Source organism: Paenibacillus phyllosphaerae (genome assembly GCF_014192105.1).
GTDB lineage: Bacteria > Bacillota > Bacilli > Paenibacillales > Paenibacillaceae > Paenibacillus_Z > Paenibacillus_Z phyllosphaerae.
Window position 1 is genome coordinate 61,672 of the sequence record NZ_JACHXK010000002.1, and the last position, 25,807, is coordinate 87,478.

Consider the following 25,807-nt stretch of genomic DNA (forward strand, 5'->3'; position numbering starts at 1 on the left):
GGTCAAGGTCCTTATAATGGTGGTAAAGGAGTTCGCGATGAAAAGAGGAACCACGTTCTTACGGATATTCGCCTCCATCCTTATCCTCGGCATTAGCCTTGTAGCCAGCTTCGGCACGTATATCTACATGTCGACGATGCACTCGGTCATCGACCGGGAAGCCGGCAGCAAGCAAAGCTTCATCTCCCAGACGAGGAATAGTCTGGAGCAAAAGATCAAAACAATTGAATACGCTTTCAGTACCTATAGTACCACAAGTTCGTTCCGCGATGTCATCCAACATCCGATTACGGAGCAGGATTTCGACGCTTACCGCAACGTGAACACGCAGCTCAATTATATCGCTTCGATGGGGCTGGAAGGCGCTCAATATACGCTGATCAGCCTGGTGGAGAACTGGGAGATTGCGGGTGGCAAGCTGTCGCAGTTATCCGCCTTGAAGAAGTCGGAGCTTGTGGATTCCTATATTACCGGACAGCAGCGCGGCCTGTTCTGGCTGCCTACCGACAGCGGGCTTCGCTTCGTCTATACGCTGCCGGCATTCTCGAACAAGAAGGAAGCCCTTGCGCTGGCCGATCTGTCGCTTAGCAACCTCGATCGGATGCTGCGCACCGACGATAGCTCGACGATCTTCATCTTGAACAGCGACGGCGAGGTACTGTACGAGAATGAGCCGCTTGCGCTGCCGCGGGAACAGCTGGGAGACTTGGCGTTGCAGGTAGCCGATGGCAACCGCGAACGGAGCGGGATCTATGAGCTGACCGGCAAGGAAGCGGCGAACGCGGACATCGTCTATGCCAGATCCGATTACAACAATTGGATCTACGCGACGCTGCTGAAGCCGGAGGAGACGACCGAGGCGCTTCGCGCGACCCGGTTCGGCTTGATCCTGATGGGACTCGTCATTACGGCCCTCATTACGGTCATTGCTTATTTTATCGCGTATTATTTTGCCAACTCGATCAAGCGCATTCAGCGCCGGCTGCCGAGCACGGCATCGGCCGCGTCGAACGTCAAGAGCAACGACATCGACTGGATCGTGGAATCCATCGACGCGATCATCGACGAGAAGAAGAGCCTCGAAGGCCTCATGGAGTCCGAACTGCCGAAGCTGGAATCGTATCTGGTCCAGAATCTGTTCCGCGGACGCGTCGCGCCGGTGGATCTCGAGCATCAGCTGCAGCGTTTCGGGTATCGGCTCGATCCCGGCTGCAAGTATACGGTCATGCTGATCCAACTGGACAGCTACGGGGGCCGTGATGCAGCGGACAAGGACATGCTGCTGCTCGGACTGAACCGGATGATCGAAGAGACCGTGCCCGCCGAGCATCGCTTGCAGCCGATCGTCCTGAACGAGAACACGCAGGCGACGATTCTGACGCTGCGGGAACGGTCGGAGGAAGACAGCCAGCGCTGGCTGATGGCGACGGCGAAGGCCGCGGTACGCCATGCCAGGGACTACCTCAAAGTATCGATCAGCGTCGGGTTCAGCAGTCTGTACGAGGACTTGGCCACCGGCAGCAAGGAAGCGTGCGAGATGGGCAAGCAGGCGTTGCATCAGCGGCTCAATCTCGGCAAGGAATCGATCATTTTCTACGAGGACGTGTCCGGTCTCATCTCCGGTCCCGTCGTGCTCCATTACCCGACGCAGCTGGAGAATGCGCTGTTCGACGCGATCCGGCTCGGCGACGAGTTGGGCGTCACCGGCGCGCTGTACCCGTTCCTGGCCGAGATGATGAAGACGAGCAAGAACTCGACCGACTTCGAGATGACGCTCATCCGCCTGGTCAATAACCTGATTCAGCTCGAGCAGCTGCTCGGCATTCAGGTGCTGCTCACGCCGGACAACAGCTCGCTTTTCCACCGGCTGCTGCAGATCCGCAATCCGGAGGAGATCGAGCGGATTCTGATCGAGGAAGCGATTCATCCGATGGTCCGTTGCATGAAGGAGAAGACGAACCGCCAATTCCGGTCGCTGTCCGACCAGATCGCCGCCATCGTGCGCAGCGAATATGACCAGGAGCTGTCGCTCGAGCTCATAGCCGATCGGCTGCACTACAATCCGAACTATCTGAGCAGCATCTTCCGCAAGGAGTTCGGCATCACGTTCAGCGAATATTTGATGAACTACCGGTTGGAGATGGCCAAGAAGTGGCTGACCGAGACGGACTTGCCCGTCAAGGATATCGCCGAGCGGCTGCAGTATCAGAACCCGCAGAATTTCATTCGTTCGTTCCGCAAAAAAGAAAATATGACGCCTGGCGTTTACCGGAAAGAAAGGCAAAGCTCTTAGCCGCCCAAGCATAATTGTGAATGCCGGCGGCAGGAGCCAGGCTCAAGTCTGCATCCGTCAACCGCGCAAGGAAGCCGCAGCCCGATAAGGACTAGCGGCTTTTTGAAATTCAAGAGATCTTCACGCTGATCCGGCTATCCTTTCACGGCTCCGATCAGGGCGCCTTTGACGAAATGCTTCTGCACGAACGGATAGGCGATCAGCATCGGAATCGTCGCGACGACGATAACGGCCATCTTGATCGTCTGCGCCGGCGGGATGACGTCGACCGAAGTGCTCTCCGCCTGCATGCCGCTGGAGACGATGACGATCTGTCTGAGCAGCACTTGGATCGGCCATTTGGTCGAGTCGGTAATGTAGAGGATCGCGTTCATATACGTGTTCCAATAGGTAACGGCGTAGAACAGCGAGATCGTGGCGATCGACGGGATGGCGAGCGGCAGCATGATTTTGAAGAAGACGCCGAAGTCGTTCGAGCCGTCGATCTTGGCGGATTCCTCGAGCCCCTCGGGAAGCGCCTGGAAGAAGTTGCGCATGATGATCAGATTGAATGCATTGACGGCTACCGGCACGATCATCGACCAATAGGAATCGATGAGGCCGAAATATTTGACGACGAGGAAGGTCGGGATCATGCCGCCGGAGAACAGCATCGAGAAGACGACGACGAAGTTAATGAAGTCGCGGCCGTACAGATATTTGCGGGACAGGCCGTAGGCCATGAGAGCGGTCAGCGCCATGCTGACGACCGTGCCGACGACCGTGACGCCGATCGATACGCCGAGACCTTTGAATATGGTAGGCGTCGATAAGATGTAGCGGTAAGCGTCCAGCGAGAAGGTCGTCGGGAACAGGATGAACTTCTTGGCGACCACCTCCTCCGTCGTCGCGAACGAGCTGACGAAGACGTTGAGGAACGGGACGAGACAGATCAGTGCAAGCAGCGCCAGTACCGTATGGTTGACCGCTTGAAACAGCCGGCTGCCTAGCGATTCTTTTTTGAACGATGATGACGACATGCGGTTGTCCTCCTTAGTGGGTGCGAGATAATTCGACTGTAGCAAGGGGGAGCGATTCCGTATATAATCCGCAGCCGAGGAGTTGTCTGGTAGCGTCACCCGGGCCGATTACAGGGGCATGGAGGGCGATAATCATCAGCTTATCCCGTGCTCACAAGCCCAGATACGCACCGTGAAAACCGCATAACGACGGGGTTTGCGGTTGGAGATGGGCAAATGATTATGTACGGAATGCCCAAAAACGCCTACGCTTGAGTCATCAAGGCAGCGCTTACAAGGAGGCAATCGCATGAAAGAATCGACGGCGGCAGCGGTCCCGCTCTCAATCGCTCCCGTTCGCAAGAAGAGAGCTGCGTACCATTGGAAGGGGATCCGCCGGAACAAACTTCTCTATCTTATGATCCTGCCCGGCTTCCTCTATTTTATCGCTTTTAAGTATTTGCCGATGGGGGGCTTGGTCATCGCGTTCCAGGATTACCAGCCTTACCTTGGCGTCGCGGACAGTCCATGGGTAGGCTTCAAACATTTTATCCGCCTGTTCACGGAGCCGACCTTCATGATGCTGCTGCGCAATACGCTCGTCCTGTTCGCGATGAACATCATCTTCTTCTTCCCGCTGCCGATCATCCTGGCGCTTATGCTTAACGAGGTCAGGCACCGGTTCTTCAAGAGCGCCGTGCAGACGATCATCTACATTCCCCATTTTTTGTCCTGGGTTATTATCGTCTCGATCTGTTACGTCTTCTTAACGGTGGACGGGGGCGTGCTGAACGAACTGTTGGCCAGCGTCGGACTGCCGAAGGTCAGCTTCCTGACCTCGCCGGAGTGGCTGCGAGCGATGTACATCGGCCAGATCATCTGGAAGGAGCTCGGCTGGTCAACGATTATCTTCATCTCGGCCATCACGGTCGTCGACACGCAGCTATACGAAGCGGCGGAGATGGACGGCGCAGGGCGTCTGCGCAAAATGTGGCATGTGACGCTGCCCGCGATCCGTCCGGTCATCATCACGCTGCTCATCCTGAAGATCGGCAGTACGCTGGACCTCGGCTTCGAGCATATGTACCTGCTGCTCAACTCCCTCAACCGGGAGGTTGCGGAGATCTTCGATACGTACATCTATACGGCGGGCCTCAAGAACGGCCAGCTCAGCTACAGTACGACGGTCGGTTTGTTCAAAGGTCTGGTCGGCCTCATCCTGGTCGTGGCTGCGAACAAGCTTGCCAGGAAGATGGGCGAAGACGGCGTGTATTAATCGTTCGTGCCGATGCCTCGTTGCACGTGCGACAAGTTGGAATTCTAACCGTGACCGCAAGCGGCGCGGACGGAAGATAGAGCATGACCATCTCAATTACTGAAACCAAAGGGGAATGGGACCATGGACAAAAGAAAAATGAAGCAAGCAGCGCTGCTGCTCCTCGGCAGTACTTTGCTGCTTAGCGCCTGCAGCAGCGGCGGCAACGGTAATGGCAATGCGAATACAGGCAACGAGGGCAGCTCCTCCGCCGCTCCCAATACATCCGGCACAGAGGAGAAGAATGCGGAGCCGGCCAAGATCTCCTGGCTCAACATTCTGCACACCGCTTCGCCGCCGACCGATACGGTGCTGGACAAAATCGAAGAGCTGACTAACACGGAGCTGAGCTTCTCCTGGGTTCCGGATGCGTCCAAGGAAGAGCGGATCAATACGTCGCTCGCGTCCAACTCGCTGGCGGATATCGTTACGCTTACCATTCTGGACAATTCGTCCGTGCGCAGCGCGCTGAAATCCGGCATGTTCTGGGATGTCGGCCCGTTCCTCGACGAATTCCCGAACCTGAAGACGATCTCGCAGGATGTCCGGGATTCGGCTTCCATTGAAGGCAAGCTGTATGGCGTTCCGTTCCAGAAGGCAATGGCCCGCAACGGCGTCATCATCCGCAAGGATTGGCTCGATAAGCTGGGGCTGCCGGTTCCCAAGACGACCGATGAGCTGATGAACGTCGCCAAGGCGTTCACCGAGCAGGATCCGGACGGCAACGGCCAGAAGGACACGACCGGCTTCATGGACCGCAGCGATCTCGTTTATGGCGTATTCAAGACGGTCGGCTCCTACTTCGGCGTGCCGAACATCTGGAAGGTCGAAGACGGCAAGGCGATACCGGAATTCACCACCGACAATTACATCGCTACGATGGACTACATGAAGCAGCTGTACGATAACGGCTTGATCAACCAGGATTTCGCCGTGACGGCGAAGACCGACCAGCAGCAGAAGTTCGCGCAAGGCAAGGCGGGCATCTACGTCGGCGCCCTGTTCGACAGCAAGAACCTCTTGAACATGTCCAAAGGCGTGCAGGACAACATGGAGCTGGTGATGGTGAACGATATTACAGCTCCAGGCCAAGAGCGCGGCATCTGGGCCGGCAACAACGGCATCGGCGGCCTTCTCTCCTTCCCGAGAACGGACGTGAAGGATGAGGCGGAGCTGAAGACGGTGCTGAACTTCGTGGATCAACTGATGGGCGAAGAAATCTACAGCCTGATGACGTATGGCATCGAGGGCGTGCACTATACCGCCGATGCGGACAAAGCGGTCACGATTACGGACACGACGCTGTGGCAGCAGGAAGTTCAGCCGTTCGCATCCTCCCGTCCGAGCGAAGTCGGCTACACGATTCACGATGCCGATCCGCTGAAGAAAGAGGCGGACCGCCTGATCGCGGACAATGCCAATTACGCGATCCTTAATCCGTTCTATTCGCTCGAATCGGCGACCTGGTCGTCGCAAGGCTCCGAGCTGCAGAAAATCATGACGGACGCGACGTACAAGTATATCCTGGGCAAAGCGACCCTCGACGAGTTCAAGGCGTCGATCGACAAGTGGATGAAGTCCGGCGGCAGCGCAGTCATCAGCGAATATGAAGCTGCTTATAAGGCGGTAAAAGGGTAAGCGATAACAGTCAGGATAAAGCGTTAACGATGAATCAGCACAGCGGTCCTGTCCGTCCGGAAGCGACGTAAGCAGGACCGTACTTTTTATCCAAGGAGGTTTATCATGCCGCAATTAAGTGTAGCGATCCGTACGGCTGATACGATCATGTCGAGGACGCCTCTCCTGTCCGAAAGCAAAGGGTATAACGGCAAGTGGTCCTATGATTATGGCGTCGTGCTTCGGGGATTCCGCCAATTGTGGAAGTTTACGGGCGAGCAGCGGTTCTTCGATTACATTAAAAACAATATGGATGTATTCATCGGCAATGACGGCAGTATTAGCGGCTATCGCGCGGACGAATACAACATCGATCATATCAACAACGGCAAGCTGCTGTTCGACCTCTATCGGGAGACCGGCGAGGAGAAATACAAGCTTGCGGCATCAGCGCTCCGGGAGCAGCTGCACTCGCATCCCCGCACGTCGGAAGGCGCCTTCTGGCATAAGCAGATCTATCCGTATCAAATCTGGCTGGACGGCTTATATATGGGTGCGCCGTTCTACCTCGAATATCTGCTCACGTTCGAAGACGGCGAGGGGCTTGACGACGTGACGAAGCAGTTCATCCTGTGCGAACGGCATACGAAGGATGAGGCGACGGGATTGCTCTATCATGCGTGGGATGAGAAGCGCGTCCAGCCATGGTGCGATCCGCTTACCGGGCATTCGCCGTCCTTCTGGGGACGTTCGATGGGCTGGTTCGTCATGGCGCTGGCAGACGTCCTCGAGCTGCTGCCGGTCGATCATCAGGATCGCGCGGAGATGGAGCGCATTCTGCGCGATACGCTTGGAGCGTTGCGAACCGTCCAGGACCGGGAGACGGGCGTTTGGTATCAGGTGCTCGACCAGGGCGGGCGCAAAGGCAACTATTTGGAAGCTTCCGCTTCCTCTATGATCACGTTCGCCATTGCCAAAGGGATCCGGCTCGGCGTGCTCGACGCTTCGTGGAACGAGACGCTGAATCAAGCGTTTAACGGCCTGATCGCGGAATTCGTGATCGAGACGCAGCAAGGCTGGATCAACCTGAACAAGAACTGCCAGGTTGCGGGCTTGGGCGGCGAAGACCGCCGGGACGGAACATACGCGTACTATCTGAGCGAGCCGATCATCGTCAATGACCAGAAAGGTCTCGGCGCATTCCTGCAGGCGTGCGCGGAGGTTGAACACGGTCAGGTGTTGCGGCGTCCGGCACAGGAGGCTGGCCAGGCATGAGCAGGTACTTGATTACCGATTACGGCGCCGCCCCGGACAGCGAGGCGCTGGCGACGGCAGCTATTCAAGCGGCGGTCGAGGCTGCTTCGGCCGCTGGCGGCGGTACGGTCGTCGTCCCGGCCGGCGTGTTTCGGACGGGGCCGATCCGCCTGCGCAGTTATATCGAGCTCCATCTTAGTCCCGGCGCGGTCCTTGCGTTCAGCTCGGACCCGGCCGATTACGCGCCGGTTGATTCCAGGTGGGAAGGCGTACGCCGCCAAGTCTATATGTCTTGCATCTACGGCGAGAATCTGGAGCATATCGCCGTCACCGGCTTCGGCAAGCTCGATGGAGGCGGTGAGCCTTGGTGGCAGCTTCAACGCGACCACCTCGAGCGGCTTGCTTACCCGCGGCCGAAGCTGATCAGTTTCGACCGCTGCCGCCATGTGACGCTGCGCGATCTGACGCTCGTGGACTCCCCGAGCTGGACCGTCAATCCGATCGCGTGCGAGGATGTCACGATCGATAATTTGCGGATCTTCAACCCCGCGGATTCCCCGAATACGGACGGCATCAATCCGGAATCTTGCCGGAATGTGCGGATCAGCAATTGCCACATCGACGTCGGCGACGATTGCATCACGATCAAATCGGGCACCGAGGATACGGAAGAGCGCATCCCGTGCGAGAACATTACCGTCACCGGCTGCACGATGCTGCATGGCCATGGCGGCGTCGTCATCGGCAGCGAGATGAGCGGCAGCATCCGGCGCGTGACGATTGCCAATTGCATCTTCATGGGGACCGACCGCGGCATTCGGTTGAAGTCCCGGCGCGGACGCGGCGGCGTCGTGGAAGATATACGGGTGAGCAACGTCGTGATGGAGGACGTCATCTGTCCGTTCGTCCTTAATCTCTACTACTTCTGCGGGCCGAAGGGCAAGGACCAGAAGGTGTGGGACAAAAGTCCGTATCCCGTCGATGAAGGTACGCCGAACTTCAGGCGCATCCACTTCAGCGGCATCACGGCGCGAGGCGTGCAGGCCGCAGCTGGTTTCCTGTACGGTCTAGCCGAGCAATACATCAGCGAGATTACCTTCGATCATATCGACATCTCGATGGCGCCGAACCCGGAGCCGGCCTACCCGGCCATGATGGACGGAATCGAGAAAATGAGCCGCCGCGGCTTCTATCTCGGCAATGTCCGGGATATTCGCTTCAGCCATGTTACGATCGAGGATCATGACGGGCCGGCGTTCTACCTTGAGCAGGCCGAAGGGGTGGAACTGGAGGGCTGCCGCTCCGTTCGGATGCGTACGCCGGAGCAGCTCGTGTATCGGGCAGAGGCGGCGAAAGGATCGGTACGGGAGTTTGCGGAACAGGGACATGAGTAGAGGGGGGCCTGCGATCCAACAGGATGAGCGGCTGGAGAAGCATACTGCCCATGCAGGAGGGGACTAACGCATGAATACACGAATGGAGCTGCTACGGCTGCTTGGCATCGAGGAAGAGCTGCGGTTAGCGGGCTCGCCGATAGTCGGTGCTGCTGGTGTTGACAGTGGCGAGGGCCTGCGCGTACCGCCGCGTCTTGAGCTGCTGCGCAGCGAAGAGCGAGCTGGGTATCGACTGGAGACGCTGCTGATGGACGTCGGCGACGAGCTGGCCCCGGTTGATTTGGCGCTGCCGCTTGAAGGCGATGGTCCGTACCCGCTCGTCATCGTGAATCATTCCCATGGCGGCAATTACGACCGCGGCAGACGAGAACTGACGGATAGCAGCTCGTATTTGCAGCAGCCTTCTTTCGCCGAGGCGTTAACGTCGATGGGCTATGCGGCATGCTGCATGGATATGCGGCTGTTCAACGACCGGAGCGGGAAGACGGAGAGCGAGCTGTTCAAGGAGCTGCTGTGGCACGGGAAAGTGCTATGGGGCCAGATGGTGAAGGATACGATTCGCTTAGTGGATGCGATGGCGGCCAGGGAGGATATCGATGCCGCGAGGATCGGCACGCTCGGCATGTCCATGGGCGGCCTCATGTCCTGGTGGTTGGCGGCGTTGGATGAGCGGATTCAGGTGACGGTCGATATATGCGGGCAGGTAGAGGCCGCAACGCTCATCGCGATGCGGGGACTTGATCATCACGGTCTGTATTCGTACGTTCCCGGACTGTTGCGATCGTTCCGGACACTCGATATTCAGCGGCTTATCGCGCCTCGGCCGCGCATCAGCCTGAACGGGCGGAGCGACCGCCTCTGTCCGATCGAAGGCGTGCAGCTGCTCGATGAAGGCCTAAGCGAAGCGTATGCCTCGCTTGATGCGGCGGCAAGCTGGCAATCGGTGCTGACGGGCGCCGGTCACCGCGAGACGGCGGAGATGCGAGCCGCCTGGGAACGATTCCTCTCGCGGCGTCTGTAATTCAGGCAAACGAAAGGAGTCGTGCAAGTGATTGTTGTAGGTCCATACCCCGGCTGCGATTATGCCCGGATTCAAGAGGCGGTTGATGAATTGGAGCGCCGGGAAGTGCAGCAGGCGGAGCAGCTCGTTATTCTGCCCGGCGTCTATGAGGAGAATGTCCGCATCTTCCGGTCCGACCTGCATATCGTCGGCCTCGGGCAGGTGGAAATTACGGGATGCCTGTCCGCGAACATGCTGGATGAACACGGCGAACCGCTCACCACCTTCGGAACGCCGACGTTGTTCTTGGGCGGCAGAAGGCTGCTCGTAGAGCATGTAACGATTACGAATGCGGCCGGCTGCGGCGATCTCGTCGGTCAGGCGGTCGCGCTGTATGCCCATTGCGATGAGGCGGTGTTCCGGCACTGCACGTTCAAGGGCTACCAGGATACGCTCTGCACCGGCCCGCTGCCGCCGGCCCAGATCACCGGCGCGCCATTCGGGGGCATTCCGATCCGCGAGCGGCATGAGCGATGCCGTCAGCGCTATGAATACTGCTCGATTGAAGGCACGGTCGATTTCATCTTCGGCGGCGCAATGGCGATGTTCGAGCAGTGCCAGCTGCATGCGCGGAAACGCATGAACGGAGGGCCGATCTACGTGACGGCCGCCTCCACGCCGGAAGGGCAATCGCATGGCTATCTGTTCCGGGATTGCATCGTGACTGCGGATACAGGCGCGGAGCCGATCTATCTCGGCCGGCCTTGGCGGGATGCGGCCAAGACGGATTTTGTCCGCTGTACCTATGCCGCATCTGTCCATCCTGCAAGGTGGGATGATTGGGAGAAGCCGCATGCGCGGCAGACGGTCCGTTACCGGGAGTTCGGCTGCAGCATCTTGGGCGAGGCTCAAGGCGATAACGAGGCAGGCAGCAATTGGGGAGAGCAGCATGCGTACGTTCCGGCCGGGCTGGAGGCGGAAGCGTTGTTCGAAGACAGTGAATTCGTAATGACGAGAGGAGAGGGGTTCCGACATGGCTGAACCGAATGGGGTAACAAGGAATGACAGCGCCAAGGCACAAGGCGTGATCGTCAATCCGGTGCTTCGCGGCTTTAATCCCGATCCTTATATGCTGAGGGCGGAAGGCAAATATTATATCGCGGTATCTTCCTTCGAATGGCTGCCTGGCATCCGCGTATATGAATCCGATGATCTGGTCAGCTGGCAGCACTGCGCCGATCTGCTGACCGACCAGGTGAACCTGCGCGGCAATCCGAAGAACTGCAGCATCTGGGCGCCCCAGCTCAGCTGGTCGGATGGACTGTTCTATCTGGTCTATACCGATGTGAAGAGCACGAAACGACCTTTCAAGGATAGCCACAATTACGTCATAACGGCCGCTAGCCTGCAGGGGCCGTGGTCCGAACCGGTCTACCTGAACAGCAGCGGATTCGACCCTTCGCTGTTCCATGATGACGACGGACGCAAGTGGCTGCTGAACGAGCTGTGGGATTACCGGATCGCAACCGGCAACAAGTCGGTCGGGGTCGTCATTCAGGAGTACGATTCGGATCGGCAGGAACTGATCGGCGAGGCTGTCAAGCTGTTCGACGGCACGCATCTGGCGAAGACGGAAGCGCCGCATATCTATAAGCGCGGCGGCTGGTATTACTTGATTACCGCTGAAGGCGGAACGGGAGAGGGCCATGCCGTTACGATCGCGCGGTCGCAGCAGCTGCTCGGTCCGTACGAGGTAGACCCGCGATTCCCGATGATGACGGCGAGCGATACGCCGGATTGGCCGCTGCAATGCGCCGGGCATGGAAGTCTGGTCGAGTCGCCGGAGGGCGAATGGTATATGGCGCATCTCTGTACGCGCCCGGCGGAAGGGGAGTATGCCATACTCGGCCGGGAGACCGCCATTCAGAAGGTGGAGTGGACGGAAGACGGCTGGCTGCAGCTGGCTGGCGGCGGGAAGCTGCCGCTACTGGAAGTTCCGGCTCCTGGAAGGAATGCGCACAATTCTGCAGATGCCGAAGCTTGCGTGTCTCCAGATGCAGACGGATTAAGCTCATCTGCACCAGGGGCAGCCGTTTTCGAGGACCGCTTCGATGGTCCTGAACTTGCCCGTAACTGGAATACGCTGCGTATTCTTCGGGATGAAAGCTGGTGTTCCTTGCAGCAGCGCCCCGGCTTCCTGCGGATGTCGGCGGGCGAGTCCCCGCAGACGCTGTTCGAGCATCATATGATCGCGATCCGGCAGACCGAGCTGGCCTTCCGGGCGGAGACCGCGCTTGATTACCGTCCTGTCTCTTACTTGCAGATGGCGGGTCTGCTGCTGTACTTGAACGATGAGAATTATTTCTATGCCTGCGTCACTCAAGACGAAGACCAAGGCCGCGTCGTCAGACTCATGTATTGTGAGGAGAACACGTTCACGCTGCTGCCGGAGATCATCGCGGTGAACGGTGAAGCGGAGGTGCAGCTCGCCGTAGAGGCTGACGGTACGCGAGCCCGGTTCTTCTGCCGGGCCGGCATCGAGCAGGAAGTATGGCAACCGCTTGGCAAAGAGATGTCCATCGCGTTCTTGAGCGGCGGATTCACGGGCAACTTCATCGGCATCGGGGCGCATGATATGTACCGCACGGCCGGCAGTTTCGCGGATTTCTCCTTCTTCCGGTATGAGGGTCGGAATTGAGGACAGCAGCCAGAGCGATATTCTCGAGCTGGCGCTAATGTTCGTCGTATTTTGAACGGGTAATGTCATCGGATTCATACGATTGAGGAGCAGGCCGTTCGGCTTGCTCCTCTTTTGTTATGCTTATTCGCGGAATGCCTTAATGGACATGATTTCGTTTATGTAGCGGTACACGCCGTTTAATGTCAAAGGATTAGGTATGGTTTGTTGCAGGCGAGGGGACATTACAACCAGAATTTTGAAGAGGGGAAGGATAAGGATGGATTTCAAGCAAGTAACGGTAGCCGGCAGCGGCGTATTAGGCAGTCAAATTGCGTTCCAAACGGCTTACAAAGGATTCCAGGTGACCGTGTACGATATTAACGATGCAGCGCTCGACAAAGCAAAGGAAAGAATTCAGGCGCTGAAGCCGCATTATGTGCACGATCTGGGCGCAGCCGAAGCAGATCTGGAAGCAGCTTATAATCGCATTGCTTTTAACAGCGATTTGGCGCAAGCGGTATCCCAGGCGGATCTCGTCATCGAAGCGATCCCCGAGGTCGTCCCGATCAAGACGGAATTCTACGCGAAGCTGGGACAGGCGGCACCGGCGCATACGGTGTTCGCTTCGAACTCGTCGACGCTGCTGCCAAGCCAATTCGCGGAAGCGACCGGCCGTCCGGCGAAGTTCCTGGCGCTGCATTTTGCCAACGAGATCTGGAAGAACAACACGGCTGAAATTATGGGCCATCCGGGAACGGACGAGCAAGTTTTCAATCAGGTCGTCGCCTTCGCCAAGGCGATCGGCATGGTCGCGCTGCCGCTGCATAAGGAGCAGCCAGGCTATATCCTGAACTCCTTGCTGGTACCTCTGCTCGAAGCGGCCCAACAGCTGCTGGTGAAGGAAGTCGCCGATCCGGAGACGATCGACAAGACGTGGATGGTCGGCACCGGCGCGCCGCTTGGTCCGTTCGCGATTCTCGACGTCGTCGGCATCAATACCGCCTATAATATTGGCAACGCCAAAGCGCAGGCGACAGGGAATCCGCTCTATGAAAAAGTGGCCAACCTGCTCAAGACCGAATATATCGACAAAGGCAAGCTCGGCCGGGAGACCGGAGAAGGGTTCTACAAGTATCCGAATCCGAGCTTCGCGAGCCCGGATTTCTTGAAGCCTTAATGAAATATAAGAATGACCATGCCGGTAAACAACCAGCATGGCCATTTTATTTTTTAATCTTTAAGTTAAGCGTGTCCACAAAGTGGACGTCAAGCGAGAGTCAGCACGTTGCTCCGCATTCACCTTCTAAACTCCAGGTCACCACCAAGAGGCATCAAAGCCGCGAACGAAGCTCGAACATGAGCTTTGTCCCTTTTGAGGATTGCATCAAGCAATCCTCAAAAGGGACAAAAGCGGGCCCAGCTCGAAAGGACCCATCAACGACGGCCGCGTCACGTATTTAGCCCCTTACGGGTGTCCAGAGGGCGGTTGCCCTCTTGTTCCCCTCCGATGGAGGGGGAAGGGGCGAGGCGACAGTGACGTTAAAGGGTGGTAGCATCATTGGGGGGTGGATAAAAGCGGTTCGTGAAGGGCGCAGCCCTTACAACTTAAACCTCCCCATATGTTCATCCAACTCAGACGCAATCTGGCGCAGCTCGCCGGCGCTGCTCGCAATATCCTCCATCGAAGCGGCCGTCTGCTGCACGGCGCTCGACGTCTCTTGCACGCCGGCCGCGGACTGCTCGGAGACGGCCGCAATGTTCTCGATTGCCGCGTTCATCGTTGCGCCGGTCGAGGAGATGTGGGCCAGGTGGGAAGAGATGTCCTTCACCTGCTGCGTCATCGAGACGATGGAGCGTTCGATATGCTCGAAGGCTTCGCTGGTCGACTTCATCTGCTGCGCGCCGTGTTCGACAACGTGGTAACCATGGCTGAGCGAATCGCGCATGAGCGTCGTTCCGTCCTGCATATCGCTGACGATGCGCGTAATATCCGTTACGCTGCTATCAACCTGCCCGGCCAGCTTGCGGACTTCGCCTGCGACGACCGCGAATCCTCGGCCGCTCTCTCCTGCCCTTGCCGCTTCGATCGAAGCGTTAAGCGCGAGCAAGTTCGTCTGTGCGGCGATGTCGCGGATCGTCTGAATCAATGCGGTAATTTGGCTGGATTTTCGGTCAAGCTCCTGGCTTTGGCCGACTGCGGCTTGCACCAGGTTCGAGATCTGCGCCATTTGCGACATCGACTGCGCCATCTGCTGCGCGCCGTCTTCAGTGATCTCGAGGATTCGATCCGAATGGGCAGACAGATCCGCGCCGCCTTGGGCCGCTTCAGCAAGCTTGCCAGTGAAATCGTTCATGAGCGTTGCAAGCTCGGTTGCGCTGCCTGCTTGCGATTCGGCGCCGACTGCCAGTTCATGCATCGTACCCGAGGCCGTCAAGCTGGCCTGCTTCACTTGATCGGCCGTATCCCGGAGCGTCAGGCTTTGATCATTCACCTGCCGTGACGCTGCCGCAAGGTTGCCGATGATGCCGCGGAGGCTTATTTGCGTCCGAATGACGGACTCCAGCAGCTGCCCCAGCTCATCTTGGCGCTTGCCCCGTGCGACAGTGGTGCTTAAATCGCCTTCAGCCAGATCGCTCATCGCCCGTCCGGCATTGCGGACGACCGATACGATGCTGCGGCTAATGAAGGTGGAGACCAGTCCTGCAACCAGCAGCGTGACGGCGGCCAGAATAACCGCGGCTATGACCGTATTCCGATTCGCTACATTCACCATGCGGGTATCCTGATCGATCTCGATGGCGCCGATCACTTCTTGCCCGGTCGGGTCGTACATCGGAATATAAGATTTCTCGGCTTCTTGATGAGAGAGGAGGAATTGCTCGCCGCGCATAAGGCGTTCCAGCACGGACGGGGCGAGCTGCTGGGTCTCGGTCTGCTGAACGGAGGAATACGCGAGTTTGCCTTCGCCGTCGTATAGCATCAGTTGGACGCCCGACAACGTTTCGGACAGCTCTTGCAGGAAATCGCCGTTCACGCCGGTTTGCAGCGTGCCGACCACTTCATTGCCTACGCGCAGCGGGGCGAAGGCCCGTACTGCCAACCCGCTGCTGCCGAATTCGAAGCCGGCGACCGTCTCGCCGTTCAGCGCGGCTTGAATCGACGGCTTGCCGCTCTTGTCATCGCCGAATTTCTCAGGATTATGGCCGCGGTAGAAGACCACGCCGTCTTGACCTCCGAATTCGAACACCTCCAGATCATGCTCACGGGACAGCCGTTCATATATAGGGGCTGCGGCAGCGCTGAGCTTGTCACGATCTCCGCTTTGGTAAGCGCGGATAAGATCGGGATTCTCGCTGTACATGGCCGTTATATCCTGCAGATCGCCGGCAACCTGCTTGATCTGGGCTTGTACGGTCTTCGTGACCGAATCGTGGCTGTCGCGGAGCAGGGATGTGAAGCCTTGATTCGTAATGGATAATAGAATGACAACCGTTGCGGCTACGGGAACGATCGCGAATAACATAAACAAAACGAGCAGTTTTGCGTGTAAGCTACGCCTCATGTTGAATGTGCACCTCTGGAGTATTGGAATGGTTAACGGTTCCAGCCAAAACGCTATGCCATCAAAGACGACGCAGCACTTTACCAGGATTATCGGTACCTAAGCCCTATTTTATTAACGAAAAATTAACATAGCGTTCGACAAATGTTAAGGGAATGTAAATTATTGCGGTGCAGCGAAGCAGCAGCAGGGGGATTCTGCATGAAGTGGAAACGATTAGGGGAATCTAGCGTTGTGAATGAGGATCGTGGAGGGAACAGCCGTGGAGTTTTTCAAAAGCCAAGAGTCCTTGACCACGCTGCAGTGGATCTTGCGCAGCATTGTCGGATTCGTATTCCTGCTCATTGCGGCGAAAATGCTCGGACAGCGTTCAATATCGCAGCTGCGCTTTTTGGACTTTATTATCGCGCTGACGCTCGGCAATATTATCGCCCACCCGTTGTCCGATGAGCATCTCGGCTTGAAGGGATCGATGATTACGACCGTCGCGCTCGTCATTCTGTATATATCGGCGATTTGGCTCAGCTTGAAAGTTCCGATGCTGAAGCAATTTTTCGATCCGCCGGCGCTCACGCTGATCCGCGGCGGCAAGCTCGATTACCGCAATCTCGCAAAGGCGAAGCTGCCGATCGAGTTCCTGTATGCGGAGCTGCGCAAGTCGAACGTCGAGGACATTACCAAGGTCGCTTTTGCCGCATGGGAGCCGGGCGGGACGCTCTCCGTGTTCGTGGACACGCCTTATCAGCCGGTGACGCCGTCAGATTTGAAGCTGCCGACGCAGACCTTTAATTTAACGAGGCCGATCGTGACGGACGGACATATCGATCATGATATATTGCGTGAGATTGCCCAAGATCGTGCTTGGCTGGAGCGGGAAATTCAGCCTGCTGACTTGCATGACGTCATACTGGCGACCGTCGACGGCAAGCATACGGTGCAGGTGCATGCGGTTAAGGAGAACAACCGCGATTAGTCGCCTTATAAAGAACAAAACACTGCTCCTTAGGCTAAGGAAGCAGTGTTTGTGTTGTTAATGCGCGCTCTCCGTATAAACCTGGAACGTAACGCCGAACTTGTCGGTGACGATGCCATAGCCGGGGCTGAAAAAGGTTTCTTGCAGCGGCATCACGACTCTGCCGCCTTCTTGCAGGGCCTCATAGAACTGCTGCGCCTGCTCCTTGTCATCGGTCGACAGGCAGATCGTCACCAGCGACCCGCTCTGATACGGCTGGCCGGGGAAGGTATCCGAGAACATGATATCCGTCTCGCCGACTTTGATCGTGGCGTGGGATACCCGGTCTTTGGCCTCGGCCGGCAGCGGGAATTCCGGATTCTCCGGCATCTCGCCGAACGTCTGGCAGAAGAGCAGCTTGCCGCCGAGCGCCTTCTCGTAGAAGTCGATCGCTTCCTTAGCGGTGCCGTCCAGCATCAGGTAGGGAATACAGCGCAATGTCATAAGTCTTGTTACAGCTCCTTTGAGATTGAAGTTTCACTGCCAGTATAGCCCGGATCGGCATCAGCGAAACGGTGATCTTCGATCAAATTGAACGACCCGTCTCGAGGCACATGCCGACGGGAGTTAGCTGCCGGCGAGTTCCCTTCGCCAGAAGTCCCCGCTTGGGCTAAAGCCCCACAGCTCTTCTTCCGATGTCGCATAGGTATGCTTAATCTCCAGAATCTCCAGTTTGAGCGGGATCCATGGTTTCTTGCCATCGGTATTGTTGTTGTCGTTGTTCATCGCTTCCATCTCCTTGTTCGCTTCGTTTATGAAGGGCTGTTAATAGGAGCCTGCTCCAGTGAAGGTTCCTTGCGCGAAATCCATGACGTTCATCGAAGTCTCCGTATTCCCGGCGCGGTCTGTGCTGTAATATTCCAATTTCAACGCATTCGCGGCATAAATCTCGAACGGCTTCGTATATTCCGTCCATGCGCCGCTGTTGATCCGATATTGAAGCGAGCGAATGCCGGATAGATCGTCGGCCCCTTGCAACGATACGGTGAATCCTTTTATGTAAGCGCGTCCCTTAGGCGTCGTGCCGTTGATCGGGTCAAAATGATACTTGGTTACGGGAGCCGATACATCCCTCACCGCCTGTACTTCCTGATCGGACAGATAGCGGTTGTAGATCCGCAGTTCGTCCTGAACGCCTTTGAACAGACCGTCAGAGCTCCAGTTGCTCTTGGCGATAGTAGCATTCGACCTGGTGATCGCGCGCGGAAGGTTCGTGCCGTCGCTGGCGTTGCCGTAGCCGTCGACCGTCTGCTGCTTGATGCCGTTAATATAGAACTCGGTCTTATAGCTGCCGCCATCCGGCTTCGCCCGAACGAGAATATGATTGAGCTCCCCGTATTTGATCCCGCTGCGCACTTCTACCTTCTGCGTATAGGTGTTCCGCGTGCTTGAAGGGCTATAGACCTCGAAGCAAAGAGTAGAGCTGTAGCCGTCCCTGGCGAGCAGAATGTTGTCGCTTCCGGCGCCGTTGCCCAGATCGACGATGCGTGCCCAAGAACCGGAGCCTTGATCGAAGCTGGCCCATACGCTGATCGTAATGCCGGCCGAGAAATCCTCCGTGAATTTGTCGAGCTTCACATAGCCATCGGTTCCATTCAGTTGCAGGGCTTGGCCCGAAGCGCCTTTCACATAGGCCAGCTTGCCGTTTGCAGTGCCGTCGTGGCTATTAGCTGAACTGTCCTCGAGATGCCCGTCGAATGTATAGTGGGCGACAAGTCCTTCGTTCAGATCAATTGCCGGCGCAGCCGACAAGTTAGAGCCCAGGAGCAAGCTCGCCGCTGCGACAGCGGTTGTCAGATTACGTTTTACAGTTGTCACGATAAAGACCTCCGATAGATGGCACGACGAATAAACGCGCGTTTTTAGTCATGCGCAATAAGATAGGATGTTGGAGTGGGAATGCAGCATTGAGGACAGACAGTGGTTTGCGTTCACAATCGTAAGGGATTTCGGAATGAGAAGAGAGGTGAAACCGAAGGAAAAGCGTCAGAATGCGGTGATGATGCGGGAAAGTACGTCGAGACCTCCTATTCGAGAGCGTGGTCGATATATGGGAGAGGAGAACGATTTTTATTATAGGGATTTAGATACATTTTGTAAACTTAAATTTTGGAAGTAGGATACGTTTCGTTTTAAATCGCCCCATACTTATTTTGCGCTCCTTATGTTGACTTAATCCTCCAAATTCCGATGGTAATTATAGACTATAGGCGGGATTAGCGCTATAGTTAGGTTAATAAGGCTTAGCAGAAATGATAGGCGCATAAGCGGGAAGGAGAGCGCGAATGAATGTAAATACGAGAAGCTGTTGCTCGGTCAGCCGGAATGAGCAGCCTGCGGATATCGCGCAGGTTGATGAGCGAATCGTCAGCGGGGACAAGGCTATTGCCGACGCTGCGGTCTCCGGCATGGTGTATTTGTCTGGCGGGACATTCCTGATGGGAACGGAAGATGAGGAGGGTTTTGCCGCTGATGGAGAAGGCCCGATCCGTCCGGTGACGATAGATCCGTTCTATATCGATGCCTATGCGGTGACGAACCGGGAATTCCGCGCCTTTACGGATGCAACGGGCTACAAGACGGAGGCCGAACGGTTTGGCTGGTCTTTTGTGTTCCACCTCTTCGTATCTCCGGAAACGGCGGAGCATGTGACGCAAGTGCCGCAGCAAACCCCGTGGTGGTGGAAGGTCGATGGGGCGAATTGGGCGCATCCCGAAGGTCCGGACAGTTCGATTGATGAGCGTCTCGACCATCCGGTGATCCATGTGTCCTGGCATGATGCCATGGCGTATTGCGCTTGGAGCGGCAAGCGGTTGCTGACCGAAGCGGAATGGGAGTACGCTGCTCGAGGGGGACTCGTCCAGAAGCGGTATCCTTGGGGCGATCTGCTGAAGCAGGACGGCGAGCACCGATGCAATACGTGGCAAGGCAAGTTCCCGGTCAAGAACAATGCCAGCGACGGCTATGAAGGCACAGCTCCGGTGAACGCCTATGCTCCGAACGGTTTCGGTCTGTACAATATGTCCGGCAACGTCTGGGAGTGGTGCTCCGACTGGTTCAGCCCTACTTTTCACGTGAAAGGTCCTCGGGATAATCCAGCAGGACCGCCGAGTGGACAGGCAAGGGTTATCCGAGGTGGTTCTTATCTGTGTCATAAGTCCTATTGCAACAGGTATCGCGTCGCCGCGCGTAGTTCCAATACGCCGGACAGCTCGACAGGCAATATCGGCTTCCGCTGCGCGAAGTCTGTCTAACCAGTTTCATACCTTCTTAGTGCCAGATGTTCGGTGGTTGCCGGCAGCTGGCACTTTTAAATTTACGCTAGAAGTTAGCGTATTTACTAAATTTTGCTTGTTTATATGGAACCATTAAAATAGTACAATATACCCATAAGACTCGAAAAATGTCACATTTGTCATCAAGAGATCTTCTGATTGCGATTAGCGGAGGAATACACGATGAAAGGACAACAGATCACGAGCAGAAGCGCCACGCTGTTGGAGGATAAGGAGTATAAGCATCTTGTCTGCCGGCTTCGTCTCCAGGTGGACGAGAGGCTGAGATTCTCGATGCGGCTATGCCGGAACATTGTCATGGAGAGTCTTTGTCTGCCGCTGCAGTTCACCTATTCCGAAGAAATGAACGATTTAAGCATGGGGATTGTTGAAGTTACGAAAGCTGTTCCTTATGATCAGCCGCTAGAGACGTTCAAGCAGGAGGTTGAAGCTTCGCTCCGCTCGAACTCGAAGCTGGCTTCCTACGAGATTCTCTTATTCGCAGCCTACAGAAGAGAATACTGGCTGCTGGAGCTTGGAGGAATGGGAACGATCGTGAACCGGTTTAATCCATTAGAAATGGTGGAATAAGCCTTGCGCTGATACCGGCAGCGCGCAGAGATGGCGTGACCCCATTGGCGGTCGCGCCATTGTTGCGTATATAACGTATTTTGATTAAGTTTGTAGCGAATTATTCGCTGATTGAATTCCGCGCGGAGTTTCTGTCGGATGCATATTTTTCAAACGCCACCTAGCCGGGTATAAAAACGGGGACGAGAAGGGAAGTTAAGAACGTTCAGGAAACGTCTCACCATTCAAACGAAACGAGAGGTGGTTCGTATGGGTAAGATCGCGTTAACGTTAGTCATCATCGGAGCCGTGAACTGGCTGCTTGTCGGCTTGTTCGAGTGGGATCTTGTCTCGGCACTCCTTGGCGGAGAGGTTCATCGCGAGTCCTCGATGCTTAGCCGAATCGTTTATGCTTTAGTTGGCTTATGCGGGATTTACTGCATCAGATATCTCGTGGCGGACGACAGACGCGCCAGGGTTTAGCGAACGTGTCTGCTTTTTCGATCGTACGCGAAAGAACGGCTTTGGACATCCAGAGCCGTTCTTTTTTTTGTTTGTCGAAGCAAGCTACGATATTCGATACACGTACGGTTCCTCGGGAGTTTCAATCTCTTTCCAATCGGCCACTTTGAGAACCGGAATGGTCTGCTTGAAAGGCTGATAGAATTCGAGCGCCATCGTACCGGACACCTCGACCCAAGTGTCGTCCGCTAGCGATACGTTATCCGGGAACTGCACCCGCATCCCGAACACGCCGGAATCGGCGACGCAATGGATGAAGCCGAACCGGAACACGAAGGCGTGGTAGGCTCCGGCTTGTTCGCCTTTATAGACGAAGCCATTGAAGCTGATCGTTCGGCCGACGAACAAATTCGGGTTGTTGTAAATCGACTCCAGCGCCTTCAAATAATTATCGTCGTTCAGCTTAACGTCCGCCAGCTGCTGAATATCATTCAAATCTTGCTTGGCGACTTCCATATAGCCTTCATCGCTGTAATAAACGCTCATATCCGGTTTTAGGAATTGGTGGAATCCCGGATTATCCGACGATATATCGATCTCGGGGAACGAGAAGCCCTTCGCTTTGACGAAGCTGGAATCCAACGTCTGAATCGGCAGGAAAATGCCCGTTGCGACCGGGAACAACAGAATCGCATAGGTGAAGGCGCGAGACATATTCGAACGTCCGCCATGGTTATGATCATGCCCATGTTCGTGATTATGATCATGTTCGTGCTCGTAATGACGCTCATGCGGATCCGCGTTGTGAGCCTGCGGATGCGCCGCTTCGTCATCGTGCCCGCAGCAGAACTCATCTGCCGATGACCAATTCCGTCGTGACTATGCTCGTCGTTAGAGCTCTCGCTCTCCTGCTGTTTCTTCCGGTCGAGCGCGTACTGCCGAATGAATTCGAAGATGAAGAGCACCAGCAAGAGGACGATGGCGATAATCGAAAGATAGGCATATTTCAAATTAATATATTTGTTCAGATTGCCTTCCAGATGAATGAGCGTGAACATTAACGCCAAACCTGCCAAGATGGCCATGCGAATCATCCGAATAACCTCCCGACTGCCAGCGAGGTGCCAAGCGTGCACAGCACGGTAAGCGCAATGAGCGCGATAACGAATTTGGCACGGAAGACGCCGAGCAGCATTAAAGTGTTCTTAATGTCGATCATCGGGCCGAAGACAAGAAAAGCGGACAGCGGGCCGACGGAGAACGTGCTACGGAAGGAGGAGGCAATGAAAGCATCCGCTTCCGAACAGAGCGACATGACGAAGGCAAGGCCGATCATAATGAGCGTCGCGGTCACCGGGCTTCCGCCCAGATGAAGCAGCGTCGAAGTCGGGACGAAGATTTGCAGGCAGGCCGCAATAAAGGCGCCGAGCACGAGAAATTTGCCTGACGAGAAAAACTCTTCGATCGCGTGCAGCATCACCTCATAGACCCGCATATACCAAGGCTGGCGCGGTTGCTGCGCAGGCGCGCTCATCATAGCTGCCGCGGCATGAGGGGCATTCGCGGCTTCTTTGAGCGGCAGCTCGCGGAACATATAAGATAGCGCCAATGCTACAATCGTAGCGACCACGACCGCCGAGCCCGCGCGAATGAGCGCCATCTCCCACGTGTTGCCGAAGGCGATGAAGGAGGCGTACAACACGATCGGGTTAATGATCGGTCCGGTCAGCATGAACGAGATCGCGGCTTGCAGCGGAACGCCTTTATGCAGCAAACGCTTCGTGATCGGTACAATGCCGCATTCGCAAGCCGGGAAGAACAAGCCGATGAAACAGCCGAGCAAGGTAGACAGGAAGCGATTCTTCGGCATGATGCGCGCGATGAACCGATCGGAGACAAAGGCCTGGATAAGTCCCGAGATGATGGCGCCGATCAGGATGAATGGGATCGCTTCCATGACCATGCTGATGAAGACGGTGTTCAATTGCAGGAATGTGGTCATCTCATCTTTCACCTGTTAGTTATAGAGTAGAAGATTTTTGTGCTTATGGTTAACTCTTCTATTATCCTCGATCTCCCTCTCAAACTCTAGCAGCAAGGCCATGACAAATTTATGAACCGGTTAACAGCTGACTGTATCGGCGGCTGATCGGACGGCTCTCGAATCCGGCCGCACGCTTCGCTTTTTTTGGCTTCGATACCCGTGTAGAATAGATACCAGCGCAAGCAACCTTAATCGAAAGTGAGGCTGTGACGGATGGCGGCTACAGAGAAGGATCTACGAACATGCAGCAATGTACATTCCTATTACAAAAGCAGCGACTGTCCGACCTGCCCGGACTGCGAGCAGGCGCGCAAGCCGGAATCCGGATTTCTGGCGAGTCTCTCGGCTCCGGCAAGGCGAGCGCTAGAGGGGCTGGGAATCTCTTCAATTCAGCAGCTAGCTACGTATATGGAGAAGGAAATTCTCCAGCTGCACGGCATGGGTCCTGCTTCGATGCCGAAGCTCAGGGCCGCTCTGCAGGAGGAAGGACTGTCGTTCAGAGGTGAGTGATTCCGCGGGCGTAGCCTATTAGAAGGAAGCGGGCAGTAATAGTTATGCCTAATTCAATTTCCTTTTAGTTCCATATTCCTGATTTCCCGGGAAATTGGTTTCCATATAGGCAATTATAGTAGAATATTGTCTGATTAGTAGAGATGCAAGTAGGAGAGAGGAGGATGCGGCATTGAACGAGAACCAAACAGACAACGAGTATCGTCCTAGATCGATGCGCAAGAACAAAAACCAAAACCAGAACAAGGTGCCGGTCAAAATGCTGCTGGCCCTGGTGCCGCTGCTGCTGATAATTGCCGCTGGAGCATATAGCTTGTTTTACGGACAGAACAGCGCTGAGCAACGGCTGACGTTGAGTGGGAATAGCCAAACCGAGGGTAATGCGGCGAATTCCGGCGAGGTTGAGGGATCCGATACTCCGAATGCCGATGGACAGGCAGCGACGGATGGGGATACGCCGGTTGTCTCGAATGATGAGCCGTCGAATGCGCCGACAGAAGGATCGGATCTGACTGAAGACGGGGCTTCCTCTGGTTCCGCCGTCGATTCCGATGAGGCAGGCGAGCAGGGACAAGCTTCTTCCGGAGCTGGGGCCGGTTCGGCGGCAGAACCGAGCGACGAGCCGAAGCAAGAAACATCGAAGCCGCAAGGGGAGAAAACGAGCAGCGGATCATCCTCTACAAGCAGCAAGACAACGGTGAAGCTTCCGACGACCTATAAGGTGCAGGAAGGGGATACGTTGTCGACCATATCCGAGAAGTTCTATCATTCGAAGGAACAAGTTTCTCTGCTGGCAGAGAAGAATAATCTCATCTTCATCAATGATCTGAAAGTTGGCGACACGATTACGATTCCTGCAGTATCGTCGGGTTCGGGAACCAATAGTCAGCAACAGATCGATTATTCCAAAATTTCGCTGCCGGCTTCTTATCTCGTGCGTTCCGGCGATACGTTATACCGGCTGTCGAAGCTCTTCTATAACAGCAGCGATTATGCCCAGTTGATTTCGGATGCGAATAAGCTGGATGCCGAAACGGCGCTCAAAGCGGGTATGATCTTGACGATTCCGGCTCGCCCGGCTAGCAATCAAGGCGATAGCGATAAGAGCAGCCAGCAGAAGGTCGTCGAGCATACGGTGAAGGAAGGCGAGACGCTGTCGAGCATCTCCCGCAAATACTACAAGTCGAGCGGTTATGCGGACAAAATCGCGTCTTACAATCATATCGCCGATGGCGATTCGGTGAAGGTCGGCGATGTGCTGCGTATTCCTCCGATAGCTTAATATCACGATAACAGAGCTGCTCGATTCAGAGCGGCTCTTCGTCAATGCGATGAAAGACGGTTTCAGCCGGTTCACCTTGTTCCGGTTACTAGCTTGGGGAAGTGGAAAAGCAGTCCCTCGAGGTGTTATGATGGGCACATGCGGCGGATTATGCCTGGTGCGTCCCGTCAAACATCCGATCTCAAGAGGAAAGAGGGAATGCGTATGCGACAGCGGCTCGAGGAATTCAAAGCACAGCTGATTGAGGAAAATCTTCTGGAAGGGCACGAGGATGTGCTTCTGGCGTTCGAACATTTGCTCGACGAGGTCGATGCCCACGAGAAGGAACATATCATTACAAGCGCTAAGCTCGGCATTGCCGGGTATAAGACGGACCGCAGCGCGGAGGAAACGTTCCGGGAGGACATGTCTTGGCTTAGGCAGGCAGCCTATCGCGTTATCGAGCGGACAGTAGCGGATCTGATCAATAAAGGGAATAAACATTGGCAGAAGTTTTATGACCAAGTGGAATAATAACAGCATATGGACCGCAGTAATT

General features: G+C 55.8%; 23 protein-coding genes and 1 pseudogene. 16 read left to right on the top strand and 8 right to left on the bottom strand.

The window, feature by feature from the left end; all coding sequences use genetic code 11:
- Positions 1 to 37 precede the first annotated feature (37 nt).
- Entirely contained in the window at positions 38 to 2,293 is a 2,256-nt protein-coding gene (locus tag FHS18_RS04435; protein WP_183597460.1) for an AraC family transcriptional regulator, read from the top strand.
- Between the two features lie 134 nt (positions 2,294 to 2,427).
- Here the strand turns inward: FHS18_RS04435 and FHS18_RS04440 are convergent, their stop codons facing one another.
- Complete coding sequence (locus FHS18_RS04440) at positions 2,428 to 3,312, bottom strand: carbohydrate ABC transporter permease (RefSeq protein ID WP_183597462.1); 885 nt, start codon at positions 3,310 to 3,312, stop codon at positions 2,428 to 2,430.
- Positions 3,313 to 3,709: 397 nt separating this feature from the next.
- Between FHS18_RS04440 and FHS18_RS04445 the strand changes: the two genes are divergently transcribed.
- The 8 genes from FHS18_RS04445 to FHS18_RS04480 all read left to right on the top strand — a co-directional run bounded on the left by FHS18_RS04445 (position 3,710) and on the right by FHS18_RS04480 (position 13,728).
- The gene (locus tag FHS18_RS04445) at positions 3,710 to 4,567 is read left to right on the top strand and encodes an ABC transporter permease (protein ID WP_246427492.1); all 858 of its coding nucleotides are present in this window, start codon (positions 3,710 to 3,712) and stop codon (positions 4,565 to 4,567) included.
- Between the two features lie 123 nt (positions 4,568 to 4,690).
- A complete protein-coding gene (locus FHS18_RS04450) occupies positions 4,691 to 6,244 on the top strand; it encodes an extracellular solute-binding protein (protein ID WP_183597466.1) in 1,554 nt (517 codons plus the stop codon).
- Between the two features lie 105 nt (positions 6,245 to 6,349).
- A complete protein-coding gene (locus FHS18_RS04455) occupies positions 6,350 to 7,498 on the top strand; it encodes a glycoside hydrolase family 88/105 protein (protein WP_183597468.1) in 1,149 nt (382 codons plus the stop codon).
- Positions 7,495 to 8,871 carry a glycoside hydrolase family 28 protein gene (locus tag FHS18_RS04460; protein ID WP_183597470.1) on the top strand — a complete coding sequence of 459 codons (1,377 nt, stop codon included), beginning with the start codon at positions 7,495 to 7,497 and terminating at the stop codon, positions 8,869 to 8,871. The genes FHS18_RS04455 and FHS18_RS04460 overlap by 4 nt, the downstream gene beginning before the upstream one ends.
- A 70-nt stretch (positions 8,872 to 8,941) precedes the next feature.
- Entirely contained in the window at positions 8,942 to 9,892 is a 951-nt protein-coding gene (locus FHS18_RS04465; protein ID WP_246427464.1) for a dienelactone hydrolase family protein, read from the top strand.
- 27 nt (positions 9,893 to 9,919) lie between these two features.
- Positions 9,920 to 10,912, top strand: a complete 993-nt coding sequence (locus FHS18_RS04470) for a pectinesterase family protein (protein ID WP_183597472.1) — start codon at positions 9,920 to 9,922, stop codon at positions 10,910 to 10,912.
- Positions 10,905 to 12,569: a glycoside hydrolase family 43 protein gene (locus tag FHS18_RS04475; RefSeq protein ID WP_183597474.1), complete on the top strand. Its 1,665-nt coding sequence runs from the start codon at positions 10,905 to 10,907 to the stop codon at positions 12,567 to 12,569. The genes FHS18_RS04470 and FHS18_RS04475 overlap by 8 nt, the downstream gene beginning before the upstream one ends.
- Positions 12,570 to 12,828: 259 nt before the next feature.
- Positions 12,829 to 13,728 carry a 3-hydroxyacyl-CoA dehydrogenase gene (locus tag FHS18_RS04480; protein WP_183597476.1) on the top strand — a complete coding sequence of 300 codons (900 nt, stop codon included), beginning with the start codon at positions 12,829 to 12,831 and terminating at the stop codon, positions 13,726 to 13,728.
- A 421-nt stretch (positions 13,729 to 14,149) separates the two neighbouring features.
- Here the strand turns inward: FHS18_RS04480 and FHS18_RS04485 are convergent, their stop codons facing one another.
- Positions 14,150 to 16,114: a methyl-accepting chemotaxis protein gene (locus FHS18_RS04485; protein ID WP_183597478.1), complete on the bottom strand. Its 1,965-nt coding sequence runs from the start codon at positions 16,112 to 16,114 to the stop codon at positions 14,150 to 14,152.
- A 262-nt stretch (positions 16,115 to 16,376) separates the two neighbouring features.
- Between FHS18_RS04485 and FHS18_RS04490 the strand changes: the two genes are divergently transcribed.
- Positions 16,377 to 17,087 carry a YetF domain-containing protein gene (locus FHS18_RS04490; protein ID WP_183597480.1) on the top strand — a complete coding sequence of 237 codons (711 nt, stop codon included), beginning with the start codon at positions 16,377 to 16,379 and terminating at the stop codon, positions 17,085 to 17,087.
- Between the two features lie 57 nt (positions 17,088 to 17,144).
- On the opposite strand, the gene FHS18_RS04495 is transcribed toward FHS18_RS04490, so the two are convergent.
- The 3 genes from FHS18_RS04495 to FHS18_RS04505 all read right to left on the bottom strand — a co-directional run bounded on the left by FHS18_RS04495 (position 17,145) and on the right by FHS18_RS04505 (position 18,944).
- The gene (locus tag FHS18_RS04495; RefSeq protein WP_183597482.1) at positions 17,145 to 17,570 is read right to left on the bottom strand and encodes a VOC family protein; all 426 of its coding nucleotides are present in this window, start codon (positions 17,568 to 17,570) and stop codon (positions 17,145 to 17,147) included.
- A gap of 123 nt (positions 17,571 to 17,693) precedes the next feature.
- Positions 17,694 to 17,852 carry a hypothetical protein gene (locus tag FHS18_RS04500; protein ID WP_183597484.1) on the bottom strand — a complete coding sequence of 53 codons (159 nt, stop codon included), beginning with the start codon at positions 17,850 to 17,852 and terminating at the stop codon, positions 17,694 to 17,696.
- A gap of 39 nt (positions 17,853 to 17,891) precedes the next feature.
- Positions 17,892 to 18,944, bottom strand: coding sequence for an OmpL47-type beta-barrel domain-containing protein (locus tag FHS18_RS04505; protein WP_183597486.1), 1,053 nt, complete (start codon positions 18,942 to 18,944; stop codon positions 17,892 to 17,894).
- Positions 18,945 to 19,411: 467 nt separating this feature from the next.
- Between FHS18_RS04505 and FHS18_RS04510 the strand changes: the two genes are divergently transcribed.
- The 3 genes from FHS18_RS04510 (at position 19,412) to FHS18_RS04520 (ending at position 21,454) form a co-directional block, all read left to right on the top strand.
- Entirely contained in the window at positions 19,412 to 20,380 is a 969-nt protein-coding gene (locus FHS18_RS04510; RefSeq protein WP_183597488.1) for a formylglycine-generating enzyme family protein, read from the top strand.
- Between the two features lie 204 nt (positions 20,381 to 20,584).
- Positions 20,585 to 20,992 carry a hypothetical protein gene (locus FHS18_RS04515; protein WP_183597490.1) on the top strand — a complete coding sequence of 136 codons (408 nt, stop codon included), beginning with the start codon at positions 20,585 to 20,587 and terminating at the stop codon, positions 20,990 to 20,992.
- A gap of 249 nt (positions 20,993 to 21,241) precedes the next feature.
- On the top strand, positions 21,242 to 21,454 hold the full coding sequence (locus FHS18_RS04520; protein ID WP_183597492.1) for a DUF378 domain-containing protein: 213 nt from the start codon (positions 21,242 to 21,244) through the stop codon (positions 21,452 to 21,454).
- Positions 21,455 to 21,538: 84 nt separating this feature from the next.
- Here FHS18_RS04520 and FHS18_RS04525 read toward each other — a convergent pair whose 3' ends face one another.
- The 3 genes and pseudogenes from FHS18_RS04525 to FHS18_RS04535 all read right to left on the bottom strand — a co-directional run bounded on the left by FHS18_RS04525 (position 21,539) and on the right by FHS18_RS04535 (position 23,435).
- Positions 21,539 to 22,147, bottom strand: a complete 609-nt coding sequence (locus FHS18_RS04525) for a TIGR03943 family putative permease subunit (protein WP_183598646.1) — start codon at positions 22,145 to 22,147, stop codon at positions 21,539 to 21,541.
- Between the two features lie 203 nt (positions 22,148 to 22,350).
- Positions 22,351 to 22,527: pseudogene (locus FHS18_RS35335) on the bottom strand (DUF1980 domain-containing protein); the annotation flags it as partial.
- Positions 22,524 to 23,435 carry a permease gene (locus FHS18_RS04535; RefSeq protein WP_183597494.1) on the bottom strand — a complete coding sequence of 304 codons (912 nt, stop codon included), beginning with the start codon at positions 23,433 to 23,435 and terminating at the stop codon, positions 22,524 to 22,526. The gene FHS18_RS04535 and the pseudogene FHS18_RS35335, both read right to left, overlap by 4 nt.
- Before the next feature lie 255 nt (positions 23,436 to 23,690).
- Between FHS18_RS04535 and FHS18_RS04540 the strand changes: the two genes are divergently transcribed.
- From FHS18_RS04540 to FHS18_RS04550, 3 genes are all read left to right on the top strand, one after another.
- A complete protein-coding gene (locus FHS18_RS04540; protein ID WP_183597496.1) occupies positions 23,691 to 23,987 on the top strand; it encodes an RNA polymerase alpha subunit C-terminal domain-containing protein in 297 nt (98 codons plus the stop codon).
- A 172-nt stretch (positions 23,988 to 24,159) separates the two neighbouring features.
- Positions 24,160 to 25,269, top strand: a complete 1,110-nt coding sequence (locus tag FHS18_RS04545) for a LysM peptidoglycan-binding domain-containing protein (RefSeq protein ID WP_183597497.1) — start codon at positions 24,160 to 24,162, stop codon at positions 25,267 to 25,269.
- Positions 25,270 to 25,467: 198 nt separating this feature from the next.
- A complete protein-coding gene (locus tag FHS18_RS04550; protein ID WP_183597499.1) occupies positions 25,468 to 25,782 on the top strand; it encodes a hypothetical protein in 315 nt (104 codons plus the stop codon).
- The last annotated feature ends 25 nt before the right edge of the window (positions 25,783 to 25,807 follow it).